The organism is Cupriavidus sp. H19C3, assembly GCF_049393815.1.
GTDB lineage: Bacteria > Pseudomonadota > Gammaproteobacteria > Burkholderiales > Burkholderiaceae > Cupriavidus.
In genome coordinates, this window is record NZ_CP184985.1 from 1282178 (window position 1) to 1297457 (window position 15280).

Annotated in this window: 11 protein-coding genes; 3 read left to right on the forward strand and 8 right to left on the reverse strand. The window is 67.4% G+C overall.

Annotation, left to right across the window (positions count from 1 at the left end; translation table 11 throughout):
- Nucleotides 1-3: 3 nt before the first annotated feature.
- Nucleotides 4-1509, reverse strand: coding sequence for a PLP-dependent aminotransferase family protein (locus DFLDMN_RS05865; RefSeq protein WP_423197534.1), 1506 nt, complete (start codon nt 1507-1509; stop codon nt 4-6).
- 350 nt (nt 1510-1859) lie between these two features.
- On the opposite strand from DFLDMN_RS05865, the gene DFLDMN_RS05870 reads away from it, so the two are divergent.
- The gene (locus tag DFLDMN_RS05870; RefSeq protein WP_423197535.1) at nt 1860-3569 is read left to right on the forward strand and encodes a SulP family inorganic anion transporter; all 1710 of its coding nucleotides are present in this window, start codon (nt 1860-1862) and stop codon (nt 3567-3569) included.
- A gap of 78 nt (nt 3570-3647) precedes the next feature.
- Here the strand turns inward: DFLDMN_RS05870 and DFLDMN_RS05875 are convergent, their stop codons facing one another.
- Nucleotides 3648-3923 (reverse strand): hypothetical protein, encoded by a 276-nt coding sequence (locus tag DFLDMN_RS05875; protein WP_423197536.1) that lies wholly within the window; start codon nt 3921-3923, stop codon nt 3648-3650.
- Nucleotides 3924-4077: 154 nt separating this feature from the next.
- On the opposite strand from DFLDMN_RS05875, the gene ppk2 reads away from it, so the two are divergent.
- Both ppk2 and DFLDMN_RS05885 read left to right on the forward strand, forming a co-directional pair.
- Nucleotides 4078-4896 (forward strand): polyphosphate kinase 2, encoded by an 819-nt coding sequence (gene ppk2 / locus DFLDMN_RS05880; RefSeq protein ID WP_423197537.1) that lies wholly within the window; start codon nt 4078-4080, stop codon nt 4894-4896.
- A 14-nt stretch (nt 4897-4910) separates the two neighbouring features.
- Nucleotides 4911-7691, forward strand: a complete 2781-nt coding sequence (locus tag DFLDMN_RS05885) for a decarboxylase (protein ID WP_423197538.1) — start codon at nt 4911-4913, stop codon at nt 7689-7691.
- 23 nt (nt 7692-7714) lie between these two features.
- Here DFLDMN_RS05885 and DFLDMN_RS05890 read toward each other — a convergent pair whose 3' ends face one another.
- The 6 genes from DFLDMN_RS05890 to DFLDMN_RS05915 all read right to left on the reverse strand — a co-directional run bounded on the left by DFLDMN_RS05890 (nt 7715) and on the right by DFLDMN_RS05915 (nt 15257).
- Nucleotides 7715-8125, reverse strand: coding sequence for a hypothetical protein (locus tag DFLDMN_RS05890; RefSeq protein WP_423197539.1), 411 nt, complete (start codon nt 8123-8125; stop codon nt 7715-7717).
- Between the two features lie 52 nt (nt 8126-8177).
- On the reverse strand, nt 8178-8765 hold the full coding sequence (locus DFLDMN_RS05895) for a hypothetical protein (protein WP_423197540.1): 588 nt from the start codon (nt 8763-8765) through the stop codon (nt 8178-8180).
- A gap of 91 nt (nt 8766-8856) precedes the next feature.
- A complete protein-coding gene (locus tag DFLDMN_RS05900) occupies nt 8857-9300 on the reverse strand; it encodes a glycine zipper domain-containing protein (protein ID WP_423198334.1) in 444 nt (147 codons plus the stop codon).
- Between the two features lie 34 nt (nt 9301-9334).
- A complete protein-coding gene (locus DFLDMN_RS05905; RefSeq protein ID WP_423197541.1) occupies nt 9335-10801 on the reverse strand; it encodes an efflux transporter outer membrane subunit in 1467 nt (488 codons plus the stop codon).
- Nucleotides 10798-14007, reverse strand: a complete 3210-nt coding sequence (locus DFLDMN_RS05910) for an efflux RND transporter permease subunit (RefSeq protein ID WP_423197542.1) — start codon at nt 14005-14007, stop codon at nt 10798-10800. The genes DFLDMN_RS05905 and DFLDMN_RS05910 overlap by 4 nt, the downstream gene beginning before the upstream one ends.
- The gene (locus tag DFLDMN_RS05915; protein ID WP_423197543.1) at nt 14004-15257 is read right to left on the reverse strand and encodes an efflux RND transporter periplasmic adaptor subunit; all 1254 of its coding nucleotides are present in this window, start codon (nt 15255-15257) and stop codon (nt 14004-14006) included. Before DFLDMN_RS05915 ends, DFLDMN_RS05910 begins: the two co-directional genes overlap by 4 nt.
- Nucleotides 15258-15280 lie beyond the last annotated feature (23 nt).

A 15280-nucleotide genomic window follows, 5' to 3' on the forward strand; every position in this document is an offset into this window, starting at 1 on the left:
GGCTTACAGCAGCGCCAGGATGCGCTTGCCGAGCGCCTCCGCGCTGGCCTGCGACGCCACGTTGGTGAAGTTGAGCAGCAGCGCAGGCGCAATCCTGCCGCGCGCCCACAGCGTCAGCGCCTCGCCACTGAGGCCGGCCGCGCGCATGCGCGCGACCAGCTCGCGGTCGGACTGCTGGTGCCGGAGCCGCAGGACCAGGTGCATGCCACCCGCCTGCGCCTCGATCTCGACGTGTTCGCCGAGCACGCGGGCAAGGCCGGCCGCGGTGGCATCGCGACGTTCCGCATAGAGGCGGCGCATGCGCTGGATATGGCGCGCAAAGTGTCCTTCCGCCATGAACGCGCTGACCACTGCCTGCGTGAGCTGCGGGCTGCCGCCGGCGAACACCTGCAAGACCTGCTGGAAGCGCGCCACCTGCGCCGGCGGCACCACCAGGTAGGCCAGGCGCAGGCTCGGGAACAGCACCTTGCTGAAGGTACCCGCATAGAGCACGCGCCCCTCGCGATCGAGACTCTTGAGCGCCGAGAGTGGCCGGCTGGCGTAGCGGTATTCGCCGTCGTAGTCATCCTCGACGATCCACGCCTTGTTGCGCACAGCCCAGTCGAGCAGTGCGAGCCGGCGCGGCAGCGACAGCGTGACGCAGGTCGGCGACTGGTGCGCCGGTGTCACGACGACCGCGCGGGCGCGCGGTGCGCGCGTCATCGCGTCGGATACACGCATGCCCTCGCCGTCCACGCGCACGGGCATCAGCTGCATCTGCATGTGGTGCAGCAGCTCGCGCGTGGGCGGATAGCACGGATCCTCGATGCAGACCTGGTCGCCAGCTTTCAGCAGTGCGTGCGCGATGGTGCCGAGCGTATGGCGGTAGCCCGAGGTGATGAACACCTGCTCAGGCGTGCAGTCGATGCCGCGCGACACCTGCAGGTAAGCGGCAATCCGTGCGCGCAGTTCGGGGTGGCCGTGCACGGCGCTATGCGTGGTATCGACCGGTTGCAGCGTGCGCACGCACCGCGCGCCGAGCCGCGCCCACAGCTTGCGCGGAAACTCGTCGAGCGCCGGCAGGCCCATCTGGAAGGGTCGCACCGCGGCGGAGGCATGCAGGCCGGTCGCCAGGGTGGCATCCGCCAGTGGCCCGGCGGGCGGGGGGGCGAGATTCGATGCGCGGCGGGTGCCGTGGGGCCGCACCTGCCCCGCCCCCTGCCCCCCACCGTGACTTGCCGCCTGGCCCGCCGCGCGCGGGCGCAGGGTCAGGCCCGGCGTAACGACCGTGCCGGCCTGGCCGCGCGCCTGGATATAGCCTTCCGCCGCCAGCAGCGAATACGCGGCGTCGATGGTGCCGCGCGCGAGGCCCAGCTCCTTGGTCAGCGCGCGGACGGAAGGCACGCGGTCGCCGGGCTTGAGCGTGCCGCTGTCGATCGCGCCGCGGAAGCGGTCGTAGATCTGCCGATAGAGCGGCGCGGCCGCCGTCGTATCCAGTGGCGAGACAAGGCTGGTCTTCGCTGCGGTCATGGCCCAGGTCGATCGCTCGAAAAATGGAAAATCGATCATACCACCGCGTCTGCGGCAGCCCGGCCGCGCGACACCACCCGCGTTACCGCATGTGCCATCGTCACGCCATCGTCACGTCATCGCCACGTCATCGCCACGTCATGGCGGCTGCCAGTCCGCAAGGAATACGCCGTCATGTCATCGCGCGCGCCGCGTCATGGGCGAGCGCGCACGCCATGGCCCTAAGGCCAATGCCGGTCCGCGCCACGCGCGCCTATGCTAGGATCAGGCGCCGCCGCCGGCATGCGTGCATGCATGCCGCCTCCGATCACGCCATCTCCGCTCCCATGGCGACGCACACTTCCACTTCGATGCGGACCACCCGCCCCGCCTGGCTGCAACGTCTGCCCGGCCTGCAGGTGCTCAGGACTTATGAGCGGGCGTGGCTACCGCGCGATATCGCCGCCGGGCTGGTCTTGACCACCATGCTGGTTCCGGTTGGCATTGCCTATGCCGAAGCGTCGGGCGTGCCGGGCGTGTACGGCCTGTATGCCACCGTGGTGCCGCTGCTCGCCTATGCCCTGTTCGGCCCCAGCCGCATCCTCGTGCTCGGGCCCGATTCCGCGCTGGCCGCGCCGATCCTCGCGGTGGTGCTGGCCAGCGCCGCCGGCGATCCCGCGCGCGCGGTCGCCACGGCCAGCCTGATGGCGATCGTGGCCGGCCTGTTCTGCATCGTGCTGGGCCTGTTGCGGCTCGGGTTTATTACCGAGCTGCTGTCCAAGCCGATCCGCTATGGCTATATGAACGGCATCGCGCTCACGGTGCTGATCAGCCAGCTGCCCAAGCTGTTCGGCATTCGCGTCGACGATGCCGGCCCGCTGCGCGAACTGTGGCAGTTGGGCCAGGCCATCGTGCGTGGCGAGGGCAACGCGTATACCGCCGCCATCGGCGTCGGCAGCCTCGCCATCATACTGCTGCTCAAGCGCTATCTGCGCGTACCCGGCTTGCTGATCGCCGTGGTAGTCGCCACCGTGGCGGTCGGCGTGCTGAACCTCGACGCGCAGGGCGTCAAGGTGCTCGGCGAGATCCCGCAGGGCCTGCCCGCCTTCGTGGTGCCATGGCTCGACGGCGCCGACCTGGTCCGCATCGCGCTGGGCGGCTGCGCGGTGGCGCTGATTGCCTTTGCCGATACCAGCGTGCTGTCACGCAGCTTTGCCGCACGCGCGCACGTGCGCGTCGATCCCAACCAGGAAATGGTAGGCCTGGGCGCGGCCAACCTGGCGGCGGGCTTCTTCCAGGGCTTTCCCATCAGCAGCAGCGCCTCGCGCACGCCCGTGGCGGAAGCCGCCGGCGCGCGCACGCAGCTCGCCGGCGTGGTCGGCGCCATCGCCGTGGCGATCCTGCTGATGTTTGCGCCGACCCTGCTGCGCAACCTGCCGCACAGCGCGCTGGCCGCGGTGGTCATCGCATCCGCGCTCGGGCTGTTCGAGGTACGCGACCTGCGCCGCATCTATCGCATCCAGCAATGGGAATTCTGGCTGTCGATGCTGTGCTTCGCGGCCGTGGCCACATTTGGCGCGATCCCGGGCATCGGGCTCGCGGTGGTGATCGCCGTGATCGAGTTCCTGTGGGATGGCTGGCGCCCGCACTTTGCCGTGCTCGGCCGGGTGCGCGGCTTGCGCGGCTATCACGACCTCAAGCGCTATCCGCAGGCGGAGCTGATTCCCGGCCTGGTCCTGTTCCGCTGGGACGCGCCGCTGTTCTTTGCCAATGCCGACCTGTTCCAGCAGCGCCTGCTCGAGGCCGTGGACGACGCGCCGCCGCCGGTGCGCCGCGTGGTGGTGGCCGCGGAGCCGGTGACCAGCATCGACGTCACCTCCGCCGACATGCTGCGCGAGCTCGTCGACATGCTCGACGCGCGCGGCATTGCGCTGCACTTCGCCGAAATGAAGGACCCGGTGCGTGACAAGCTGCGACGCTTCGAACTGGCGCCTCTGTTCGGCGACGACCGCTTCGCGCCCACCGTCAGCAGCGCGGTCGATGCCTACCTCGACGCCATGGGCATGACGCACGAGGACTGATGCACGAGGACTGATGCACGAGGATTGATGCACGAGGACTGACGGCAGCGTACCGACGCGCGAGGATGGATGCAGGCGCTAGGCTCGCTCGCGCACGCGTGCCACCAGCATCAGCACGGCGCCCAGCAGGGCCAGCACCGCGCACCCGAGCAGCCAGTCGCGCGCGAGCACGTTCACCAGATAGCGCGGCGGATCCGAGGCGATCCGCACCATCTGCACCTCCAGGCCGTGCAGGGCGATGCGGAACAGGTTGAGACGCTCCGGCAGCGGCCCTTCGCTGGGATCGCTGAAGAAGACGCCGAGCGCTGCCAGCGCCAGCGCAGCACCGACCAGCCACGTGCCGACTCTGTACATGATGGTTCACCCCCTGCAAAAAGCGTCGACCATGGCGTGCGCGATTGCAATTGGTCCTTGGTCCAGCATTGGACCAAAGGCCCTTGGCAAAGCCCGTCGTCATCGCCCAGATTGATAGGACACGGCGCGTCGCCAGGACGGCATGGGATGAGGTATGGCAAAGGCACAACGGCGGACCGAGGGAGACCACGCCCCCGCGGAAGACCTTGGATCGAAGGCATACGAGCGTGCGCTGCGTCCGCTCCACGAGCAACTCGTCCATATGCAGCGCTGGGTCCAGGCGACCGGCGCCAAGATCTGCATCGTATTCGAGGGGCGCGACGGCGCCGGCAAAGGCGGGGCCATCAAGGCGTTGACGGAACGGGTCAGTCCGCGCGTGTTTCGCGTGGTCGCGCTGCCGGCGCCGACCGATCGCGAAAAAAGCCAGATGTACCTGCAACGGTATTTCCCGCATCTGCCCGCGGCGGGTGAAGTCGTCATCTTCGATCGCAGCTGGTACAACCGCGCCGGCGTGGAGCGCGTGATGAAATTCTGCGACCAGGCGCAGGTCGAGGCCTTCCTGCTTGCCGTGCCCCTGGTCGAGCGCGCGATCGTCGGCTCCAATATCGTGCTGATCAAGTACTGGCTCGAAGTCAGCGAGGCCGAGCAGACCCGCCGGCTCGAGGCGCGCATTCATGACGAGCGCAAGACCTGGAAGCTGACCGACATGGACCTCAAGTCGTATAGCCGCTGGTACGACTATTCGCGCGCCCGCGACGCCATGCTGGCCGCCTCCGATACCGACTTCGCGCCATGGCATATCGTGCGCTCCGACCATAAGCGTCGTGCGCGGCTCAATATCCTGCGTCACCTGCTCGACACGGTCGGCTACGAGCGGATCCCGCACAAGAAAGTGACCTTGCCCGAGCGGCAGAAGCCCGGCGGGTACCGCGAGCCCGACTATCCCTACCGCTATATCCCGGAACGATACTGACCGAGGAGACCGCCATGTCGACATCCGACCCGCTCACCGCTCAACCGGCGGAACCGTGCGCCGAAGCGCGGGGCCTGCATCAGTTCCTCGCCGCCGCGGAAGGCCGCATCGACCGCTGGCGCACCCTGCACCGGATTGCCCGCGCGCTGGCCGCACCGGGTACCGCGACCCCGGCCGACCTGTCGGCGCAGTTCCTCGAGGTCATGGAGGAATTGCGTCCGCTGGAGCAGCTTGCCGCCTACCCGGGGCCGGAGCTGTTCGACGAGGTCGCCGCGCGCCACGCCGAAGGCAACGTTGGTGCGCTGTCGCGCCTGGTCGGGCGCATCAGCGGCGCGCTGCTCTCCAACAGCTACCGTGATACGCCGCAGGCATGGCGCCCGGACGATGAAGCCGAAGTGCACCTGCCGGAGTTCCTGCCGCCGTCGATCGGGCGCGGCCAGGCCCGCAAACCCTATTTTGAAGTGCTCTTTGTCACCGGCGGCGAACGGTCGACGTGGCACGACCTGCGCGAATCGTTCCGGCGCCTGCGCCGCGACGACGACGCCTTCGTCTACGAAGTGGTCGTCACCGGCACCTTCGAGGACGCCTTGCTTGCCGCCATCTTCAACTTCAACCTGCAGGCCGTGGTGATCGTCGACGGCTTTCCGTTTGCATCGCAGCACACCTCCCCCGCGTTGCGCGAGATCATTACGCGCAATACCCCGGTGGGCATGCATGCGGGCAGCGAGGACATGGGCGTGGCGCTCGCGCGCGTGCTGCGCCGCCTGCGCCCCGAACTCGACGCCTTCCTGTCCACCGACCGCAATGTCGCCCACCTGGCCGGCACCGACGAGGCGGCGCCGTTGCGGCGCATCTTCTACGGGGCGGAAGAGCCGATGGAAGTCCATCTCGCCATTCTGGAAGGCGTGAAGGATCGCTACGAGACGCCCTATTTCGACAACCTCAAGAAGTATGCGGCGCGTCCCATCGGCACCTTCCATGCACTCCCGGTGGCACGGGGCAAGTCGATCTTCAAGTCGAACTGGATCCGCGATATGGGCGAGTTCTACGGCGCCAACCTGTTCCTGGCGGAATCGTCGGCCACCACCGGCGGCCTCGACAGCCTGCTGGAACCCACCGGCAATATCAAGCGCGCGCAGGACAAGGCGGCACGGGCGTTTGGCGGCGACCGCAGCTTCTTCGTCACCAACGGTACGTCCACCGCCAACAAGATCGTGCACCAGGCCCTGCTGTCTCCGGGCGATATCGTGCTGATCGACCGCGACTGCCACAAGTCGCATCATTACGGTATTGTGCTGGCCGGAGCGCAGCCCTACTACATCGACGCCTACCCGCTCACGCAGTACTCGATGTACGGGAGTCTGGCCATTCGCCCCATCAAACAGGCATTGCTGGCACTCAAGGCCGAGGGCAAGCTCGACCGCGCCCGCATGCTGGTGCTGACCAACTGCACCTTCGACGGCCATGTGGCCAATGTCCGCCGCACCATGCTGGAATGCCTGGCCATCAAGCCGGACCTGATCTTCCTGTGGGACGAGGCGTGGTTCGGCTATGCGCGCTTCTCGCCATTCCTGCGCATGCGTACCGCCATGGGCGGCGCGTATGCGTTGCGCAAGCTGATGCGCGACCCGGCCTATCGCGACAAGTTTGCGGCGCACCAGGCCTCCATCGACGGCTGGTCCGATACCGATACGCGCCTGCTCGACATGGCGCTGCTGCCGGACCCGGACAAGATGCGTGTGCGCGTCTACGAGACCGACTCGATCCACAAGTCGATGTCGGCGCTGCGCCAGGGCTCGATCGTGGTGGTCGCGGACCAGGACTTCCATACCGTCGAGGCCCAGTTCAAGGAAGCGTACTTCACGCATACCTCGACCTCGCCCAACCTGCAGATCATCGCGTCGATCGACCTCGCGCGGCGGCAGATGGAGCTGGAAGGCTACGAGCTCGTGCAACGGGCCCTGCAGCTCGCCATCGAACTGCGCCGCGAGATCAATACGCACCCGCTGATCTCGCGCTTCTTCCGCGCCGCCACGCCGGCCGAGATGATTCCGGAAGAATACCGGCGCTCGGGCTTTGCCGACTACGGCATGCCCGGCAAGACCGTGGCCGATACCGCGCAGGCGCTGCGCGAGGACGAATTCTTTCTCGACCCCACGCGCATCACCCTGCTCTGCGGACGGGCCGGCTACGACGGTACCCAGTTCAAGGGCATCCTGGCGGAAAAGTACGACATCCAGATCAACAAGACCTCGCGCAACAGCGTGCTGGTGCAGATCAATATCAACAACACGCGCAGCGACATGGCGCATCTGCTCAAGGCGCTGGCCGACGAGTCGCGCGAACTGGAGCGCCGGCTGGCCGAAGGCGGCGAGAACGAGCGCGAGGCGTTTGCCGCGCGGGTCAGGTCGCTGGTCGAGGACGTGCCGGACCTGCCCAACTTCAGCCGCTTCCACGATGGCCTGCGGCTGGACCGGCGCAGCGCCACGCCGGAAGGCGATATGCGCGCGGCCTACTACCTCGCGTATCGCCCGGAAGCGTGCGAATGCATCCGCCTCAACGACCCGCGCATCGACGACCGCCTGCGCGACGGCCCCGAACTGGTCTCGGCGAAGTTCGTGATCCCGTATCCGCCCGGCTTTCCGATCATGGTGCCGGGGCAGGTCATCACGCCCGAGACCATCGCCTTCATGCGCAAGCTCGACGTCAAGGAGATCCACGGCTTCAACGCCGCCCGCGGCCTGGAACTGATCCGCCCCGAGGCGCTCGATGCCCTGCGCAAGCCCGCATCATGATCGCGCGGCAAGCGCGTGGCGGCTCAATCCTTCAGCAGCGCCTTCTTCCATTCGCCGTTGGCCTGCTGGCAATACCAGCCCAGCCAGCGCTCGCTCTTGCCGGCGCGGCTCAGTTCGCTGCGGATCTTGCGGCAGCGCTGGCCGTTCTCGGTGCGGGTGGTGAGCGGTGTGAAGGTGCCTTCGGTGGTGCGGCCACGTGCGTCGGCGGGCAACTGGAAGGGCACGCTGGTGCCGTCGGGGCTTTCGCTGAGGGTCTTGCCGAAGGTGCTCATCAGCGTCGCGGTCTGGTTCTTGTCCAGCGTGCCGACGATGGTGCCCTGGAGAAAATGCTCGAAATAGCCATGGGCCGGCGCCGCGAGGCCGAGCAGCAGCGCCACGCCGGCACAACGCATGCCATAACCGATGGTTCGGTGGAGCGCCACAAGCTGTGTCATCTCGATTCCCCTGTCCGGTCTAACGTCGACTGATCCCTGCTGCGCCGGTCCGCTATGGCTTGGCCCCTGGCACCACCGACACCGCCACGGCTTCCGTATAGACCGCCTCCACGCGATCGCCGGGCTTGATGTCGTTGAGCTGAGCGGGATCCTCCACCATCAGGTCGACCACGCGCCCCTTCGGTCCCTTGAGCGTGACGGTCTTCGCCGCCTTGTCGACGGCCACCACCTGGGCCACCACCGTGACTTCACGTCCCATCCTGCCACCGGGCTTGGCGCCGGGTTGCGCGCGCTCCGCAATCTCGCGTTCGCGCGCCGAGGCAGCGCCGGCGCCTTTCTTGAGGCTGAGGGTCAACGCTTCCGTGTACTCCACGGTGACGATGTCGCCCACACGCAGCTGATCGAAATTGCGCGCCTCCTCGCCAATGGTCATGTCGACCACCCTCCCGGTGGTGGTCTTGAGCGTGACTTCACGCCTGGGCGCATTGATGGCGGTAATGGTCGCCGTGACGGTCGCCCTGCCGGTGGCTGTGGCGGTGCCCTGCCCGCGGGTGACATCGGTCCGGATGTCGGCCTGCGCCATCGCCGGCACAGGGTGCGCCAGCACGACCGCAAGCGAAACCAACACTGTCCTGAGCATATTGCCTCCTCGATTGCTGCGTGGTCCTGACACGCGGTGCACGTCACCGCGACCGTCTTCGCACCCGCTATTGCAAACGCTATCGCAACCGCTAGCGCAAGGTATAGCCGCGCCCCTCCATGCAGGCGGCGTACGCGCGGTTGTAGGTATCGATCGCCCCCTGCGACTGCGCTTGCGCGTTGGCCTGCGCATTGCGCTGGTTCTGCCGCGCCCGCGCCCCGCCAGCCATGGTGCCGACCGCGGCCCCGGCCGCGGCGCCCTTGCCCGCGTCGCCGGCAATGCCACCGATCACCGCGCCCCCGAGCGCCCCACGCGCGGCCCCGCCGACACGCTCGCCACCCCCCACGGCCGGGCCACTCGGTGGCGGCGGTTGCGCGGCCACGGCGGCAGGATCGATGCCGGTCTGGGACTTGGCCCAGGCATAGCATTGGCCATCGTCCTTCTGCTGCTGGGCCGCGCTCTGGCCCTTGGCCGGATACGGGATCGGCTTGTTCTGCGCCATGGCGGCGCCGCATGCGCCTGCCGACAGCACCATGACGATAAGACGCGTCTTCGTGCGGGACATGTCATTACTCCTGTTGACGACTGGCCAGCGGCGGCGCCGGCGGAGATCCGGCCGGCACTGGCGGCGGTTGTCCGTCGGGCGTCTCGGGCCAGCCACCGCCGAGCGCCTTGTACAACGCGATCAGCTGACCGAACTCCGCGCCGCGCAGGCTCGACTGGTCGAGCTGGGCGGCGAACAGCGCGCGCTCGGAGTCGAGCACCTCCAGGTAGCTGGTATAGCCGCCCTCATAGCGATCGCGTGCCAGCAATGCATAGCGCGACAGCGCCGCCACCTGGTCATCCTTTGCCGCTAACTGGCCCTGCGTCCGCTGCACCCCCACCAATGCGTCCGCCACTTCGCGGAACGCGGTCTGGATGGCCTGGCGGTACGCATGCAACGCCTGCGTCTGGCGCGCCTCGGCCTGCCTGACATCGCCGGCAATGGCACCGGCGGTAAAGATCGGCATGCTGATCACGCCGGCATAGGACCACGCGCGCGCGGACCCGGTCCACAGGCCCGACAGCGCCGTGCTGGCGGCACCGAACATGCCGGTCAGCGAAATGGTCGGAAAGTACTGCGCACGCGCGGCACCGATGCGCGCATTGGCGGCCACCAGCCCCTGCTCGGCCTGCAGCAGGTCGGGCCGCTGTTCCAGCAGTGACGACGGCAGCCCGACCGGCACGACGGGCAGCGTGAGCGCATCGATGGCCTTGCCGCGCGGTATTTCGCCAGGGTACTGGCCAAGCAGGTTGGCCAGCAGATCCTCCTGCAATGCCACCTGCAGGCGGAACTGCTCGACCGATGCCTGCGCCGAGGCGTACTCGGAGCGCGCCTGCGAATATTCGACTTCCGATACCACGCCGCCCTCGAACCGATCGCGAAAGACACCCAGCGCGCCCTCGCGGCTGGCGAGGGTCTCGCGAGCGATCCGCAGGCGGTTGTCGAGGTCGCGCAACGTGATATAGGCGCTGGCCACGGCCGTCACCACGCTAAGCTCGACACTGCGGCGCGCCTGCTCGCTCGCCAGGTATTCGGCACGCGCCGCCTCGGTCAGGCGGCGGATACGGCCAAACAGGTCGATCTCCCACGAGGCGAACACATCGGCGCGCACCTGATTGAAAGGATTGTCGATCGGCACCACGCTGCCGCCATTGCTGCTCAGCCGCTGGCGGCCACCGCCGAGCTCCGCGCCAACCTGCGGAAACAGGCCCGCGCGCACGGTCATGACGCGGCCGTAGTATTCCTCCACGCGCGCCGCGGCAATCAGCAAGTCCTGGTTGGCATGGCGCGCCACCACGATGAGGTCGTCGAGCACCGGGTCGCCCATCTGGCTCCACCAGTACACGTTAGCGGGCAGCGTGGCCGGCACGGCTTCCTCGGCAAAGCGATAGGCCGGTGGCGTCTCGACGGCGGGACGCGTGTAATCTGGCCCCACCGCGCATCCGCCGAGCAGCGCGAGGGCCAGCGCCGGTCCGAAGCGCGCCGCGCTCATACGCTGCCTCCGGACGGGGTGGATGGTGCGGATGGGGTGGTGGGCGCGGCGGGGGCGGAGGGCCCTGCCGATGCGGGCGGCACCGTATGTTCCGGCGGCACCGCCACCGTCCTGGAGCGCCGCTCCAGCCCCCAGTAGAACATCGGGATAAAGAACACCGCGATCACCGTGGCGCCCAGCATGCCGCCGATCACGCCGGTTCCGAGCGACTGCCGGCTGGCCGCCGACGCCCCGCTGGCGATGGCCAGCGGAATGCAGCCCAGGATAAACGCGAGCGAGGTCATGATGATCGGGCGCAGCCGCAGCTTGGACGCCTTGACCGCGGCATCGTAGGCGTTGAGTCCTTCCTTGTGCCGCATCTCCACCGCGAACTCGAAGATCAGGATGGCATTCTTGGCGGCCAGCGCGATCAGCACCGTCAGGCCGATCTGGAAGTAGACATCGTTCTCCATGCCCCGCAGCAGAATGCCGACCAGCGCGCCAAACAGCGCGAACGGCACGGCCAGCAGCACGCCGAGCGGCAACGACCATTTTTCGTACTGCGCGGCGAGGATCAGGAACACCATCAGCAGGGCAAATGCGAATACCATCGCGGCGGTCGAGCCGGCTTTCTTTTCCTCATAGGCCTGGCCGCTCCAGCCGTAGGCATAGCCTTCGCCCAGCACTTCGGCGGCCACCTGCTCCATCGCCTGCAGCGCCTGCCCCGAGCTGTAGCCGGGCGCGGCATCGCCGGTGATCTTGGCCGCGGGGAAGTTGTTGAAGCGCGTGACCAGGTCCGCGCCGGCCACATAGCGCGAGGTGGTGACCGCCTTGATCGGCACCATATCGCCCTTGGCATTGCGCACGTAGACGCGATCGAGATCCTCGGGCCGCGAGCGGTATTCGGGTTCGGCCTGCAGAATTACCTGGAACAGGCGGCTGTTCTTGGGAAACTGGCTGACGTACAGCGACCCGAACATGGTCTGCAACGCGGAATATACCTGCTCCACCGGCACGCCCTGCGTTTCGGCGCGCTCACGGTCAAGGTCGACCAGCAACTGCCGCGAACGCGTATTGATGGTGGTGCTGATGCCGCGCAGCTCCGGCCGCGCGCGCGCCTTGGCGATAAACGCGCGCACGCGTTCCTCCAGTTGCTGGTAGTTTGCGTCGCCCGTGCTCTGCAGCCAGAACTCGAAGCCGCCGGTCGTACCCAGCCCTGGAATCGACGGCGGATTGACGGGAATCACCAGGCCCTCGCGATAGGTCGAGAACTCGCGCGTGGCCTTGGCGATCAGGTCCGCCGCGCTCTCGCCGGGCCCGCGCTCGTGGAAACTCTTGAGCGTGACGAACAGCGTGCCCGCGTTGGCCTTGTTCTGCGAATCGATCAGGCTGTAGCCGTCGGGCACGGCCACCGACTTGACGCCGGGCTGTTCCGCGAACCAGCGCTCGGCCCGCTTGGAAAGGTCGCCGGTGCGGTCGAGGCTGGCCGCATCGGGTAGTACCACGGCCCCCAGCAGATAGCCCTGGTCCTCCACCGGCAGGAACGAGCCCGGAATGCGCATGAACAGCAATACGCTGACCGCGATCAGCGCCACCACCAGCGCAATCGAAATCAGCGCGCGCCGGATCACCAGCTGCACCGCACTGCCATAGCCCTCGACCATGCGGTCGAAGCTGCGGTTGAACCAGCGGAAGAAGCGGTTCTTCTCGTGGCTGCCGGGCTTGAGCAGGATGGCGGCGAGCGCCGGCGACAGCGTCAGCGCCACCACGCCCGACAGGAACACGGACACCGCGAGCGTGATGGCGAACTGCTTGTACAGCTGGCCCGTGATCCCCGACAGGAACGCCACCGGGATAAACACCGCCAGCAGCACCAGCACGATGGCGACCACCGGTCCGCCGACCTCGTCCATCGCATGCTTGGCGGCCACCTTCGGTGGCATGTTGTATTCCACCATATTGCGCTCGACGTTCTCGATCACCACGATGGCATCGTCCACCACGATGCCGATCGCCAGCACCATGCCGAACAGCGTCAGCATGTTGACGGAGAAGCCAAACGCGGACATCGCCATGAAGGTGCCGATGATCGACACCGGCACCGCGAGGATGGGCACCAGCGTGGCGCGGAAGCTCTGCAGGAACAGATACACGACCAGAATCACCAGGATCACCGCGTCGCGCAGCGTGTGCACCACCTCGTTGATCGACTCGTGCACGAACTCGGTGGTATCGAGCGCGACTTCGTACTCCATGCCGGGCGGAAAGCTCTTCCTGGCCTCTGCCAGCGTTTTTCTCACCTGCTCCGCCACCGCCAGCGCATTCGCACCCGGCTGCTGGTAGACCGCCATCAACGTGGCGGTCCTGCCCTTGAAGCGACTCCGCAGCGAATAGTCCTTGGAACCAAGTTCGGCGCGGCCGATATCCTTGAGCCGCACGATGGCGGCATCGCCCGACGCGGCACGCAGGATGATGTTCTCGAACTCGCCCGGTTCCGTCATGCGGCCCTTGGTCGTGACCGGAAAGGTCTGCTTGACCGGGCCATCCGTGGGCGACTGCCCGATGCGCCCGGCCGAGAACTGCTCGTTCTGGTTGCTGACCGCGCTCTTCACATCCTCTGCCGTGATGCCGAGCTGCGCCATGCGGTCCGGCCGCAGCCAGATGCGCATGGCATAGTCGGGCGTGCCGAAGATCGCCGCCTGGTTCGCGCCCGGAATGCGCTTGATGGCGTCGAGAATGTAGATGTTGGTGAAATTGTCGACAAAGGTCTGCGGGTAGCTGTTGTCCGGCGAGTACACCGCAATCACCATCATGAACGCCGACGAGCGCTTTTCGACCGTGACGCCCTGGCGCGTCACCGCCTCCGGCAGCGTCGGCAAGGCCAGGTTGACCCGGTTCTGCACGTCCACCTGGGCCAGCGCCGGATCGGTGCCGATCTCGAAGTAGACCGTCAGGTTCATATTGCCGGTGGAGGAACTGGTCGACGACATGTACAGCATGTTGTCGGCGCCGTTGACCTGCTGCTCGATTGGCGCCGCCACGTTCTGCGCCACCACCTCGGCGCTGGCGCCGGGATACGTGGTGGAAACGGTAATGCTCGGCGGCGTGATGTCGGGAAACTGCGCGATCGGCAGGTTGAACATCGCCACCAGGCCACCCACCACCAGGATGATCGACAGCACCGACGCGAAGATCGGACGGTCGATAAAAAAATGCGAGAGCTTCATGATGCCGCGCCCGTCTTCTGTCCCGGAGCGGGCGGGTTGGGCACCGGCGCCGCGGGCGCCGGTGCGGCCTGACCGGTGGTCGCAGGCCCCTTGCCGCTGGCCGGGCCCCCATCCTGCGCGAGCCGCACCGGTTTGACCGGTGCCCCCGGCGCCAGCTTGACCGAACCGTCGACGATGACGAACTCACCCGGTTTGAGCCCCGACAGGATCACCCAGTTGCCGGCCGACCACTCGCCTACGTCCACCACGCGTGGCTCCGCCTTGTCCTTGGCGACCACCCACACCGATTGTCCACGCTGGCCCTGCACCACGGCTTCCTGCGGCACCGTGATGGCGTGGGTGCGCATGGCGCCATACAGCCGCACCCGCACGAACTGCCCGGGCCGCAGCGCGCCCTTCTCGTTGGGCAACTCGGCGCGCACGAGGTAGGTGCCGGTATCCGGATTGAACGATGCGTCCGCGAACGCGATGCGTCCGCGGTTGGCAAAGACCGAACCATCGGCCAGGACGACCTCGACTTCCATCGCGCCGCGCTCGGGCAGCTTGAGCGTACCTTTGGCCTGCTGGGCCTGGGTCTGCAGCACCTCGTTCTCGGACAGGCTGAAGTTGACCCAGATCGGATCGAGCTTGGCCACGTAGGTGAGCAGGCTGTTGGTCGGGTCGATATAGGAGCCGACCTGCTTCTTGGCATAGCTCGACAACCCGTTGACGGGCGAGGTAATGACCGTATAACCAAGGTTGAGCCTGGCGTTGGTGACATTGGCGCGGGCCTGCTCCACCGCCGCGGCGGCGGCCTGTTCCTGCCCGGTGGCGTCGTCGAGGTCTTTCTGGCTCAAGGCGTTCTTGGCCGCCAATGGCTTGACGCGGTTGAGGTTGGCGCGCGCCGTGCCCAGGCGCGCCTGCTCCTGTGCCAGCTGCGCCTGTGCCGCATCGAGCGCCGCGCGGAACGGCTTCTCGTCCATCTTGAACAGCACCTGCCCGGCCTTCACCAGCGAGCCCTCGGTATAGAGGCGCTGCTCCAGGAAGCCGTTGACGCGCGCGCGGATCTCCACCTGCTGCGAACTCTGGGTCTCGCCCACGAACTCGTAGACCAGCGGCACGTCGCGCGGCGCCACCTCGATCACGCCAACCTCGGTGGCAGGCGGTGCCGCCGGGGCCTTGGCTTCCTGCCGGTGACAGCCTGCCAGCGCAAGCATGGCGAGCGCCAGCAGCGCGCGCTGCCTGCTCGTGGACGTCGGGGGCTTCCGCATGTCGTCTCTCCTCCGTTGGCCAG

Bases quoted from the DNA above. Each gene is read 5' to 3' on its own strand.
- DFLDMN_RS05865 (WP_423197534.1), bottom strand. From the start codon at position 1,509: ATGACCGCAGCGAAGACCAGCCTTGTCTCGCCACTGGATACGACGGCG.
- DFLDMN_RS05870 (WP_423197535.1), top strand. From the start codon at position 1,860: ATGCGGACCACCCGCCCCGCCTGGCTGCAACGTCTGCCCGGCCTGCAG.
- DFLDMN_RS05875 (WP_423197536.1), bottom strand. From the start codon at position 3,923: ATGTACAGAGTCGGCACGTGGCTGGTCGGTGCTGCGCTGGCGCTGGCA.
- ppk2 (WP_423197537.1), top strand. From the start codon at position 4,078: ATGGCAAAGGCACAACGGCGGACCGAGGGAGACCACGCCCCCGCGGAA.
- DFLDMN_RS05885 (WP_423197538.1), top strand. From the start codon at position 4,911: ATGTCGACATCCGACCCGCTCACCGCTCAACCGGCGGAACCGTGCGCC.
- DFLDMN_RS05890 (WP_423197539.1), bottom strand. From the start codon at position 8,125: ATGACACAGCTTGTGGCGCTCCACCGAACCATCGGTTATGGCATGCGT.
- DFLDMN_RS05895 (WP_423197540.1), bottom strand. From the start codon at position 8,765: ATGCTCAGGACAGTGTTGGTTTCGCTTGCGGTCGTGCTGGCGCACCCT.
- DFLDMN_RS05900 (WP_423198334.1), bottom strand. From the start codon at position 9,300: ATGGTGCTGTCGGCAGGCGCATGCGGCGCCGCCATGGCGCAGAACAAG.
- DFLDMN_RS05905 (WP_423197541.1), bottom strand. From the start codon at position 10,801: ATGAGCGCGGCGCGCTTCGGACCGGCGCTGGCCCTCGCGCTGCTCGGC.
- DFLDMN_RS05910 (WP_423197542.1), bottom strand. From the start codon at position 14,007: ATGAAGCTCTCGCATTTTTTTATCGACCGTCCGATCTTCGCGTCGGTG.
- DFLDMN_RS05915 (WP_423197543.1), bottom strand. From the start codon at position 15,257: ATGCGGAAGCCCCCGACGTCCACGAGCAGGCAGCGCGCGCTGCTGGCG.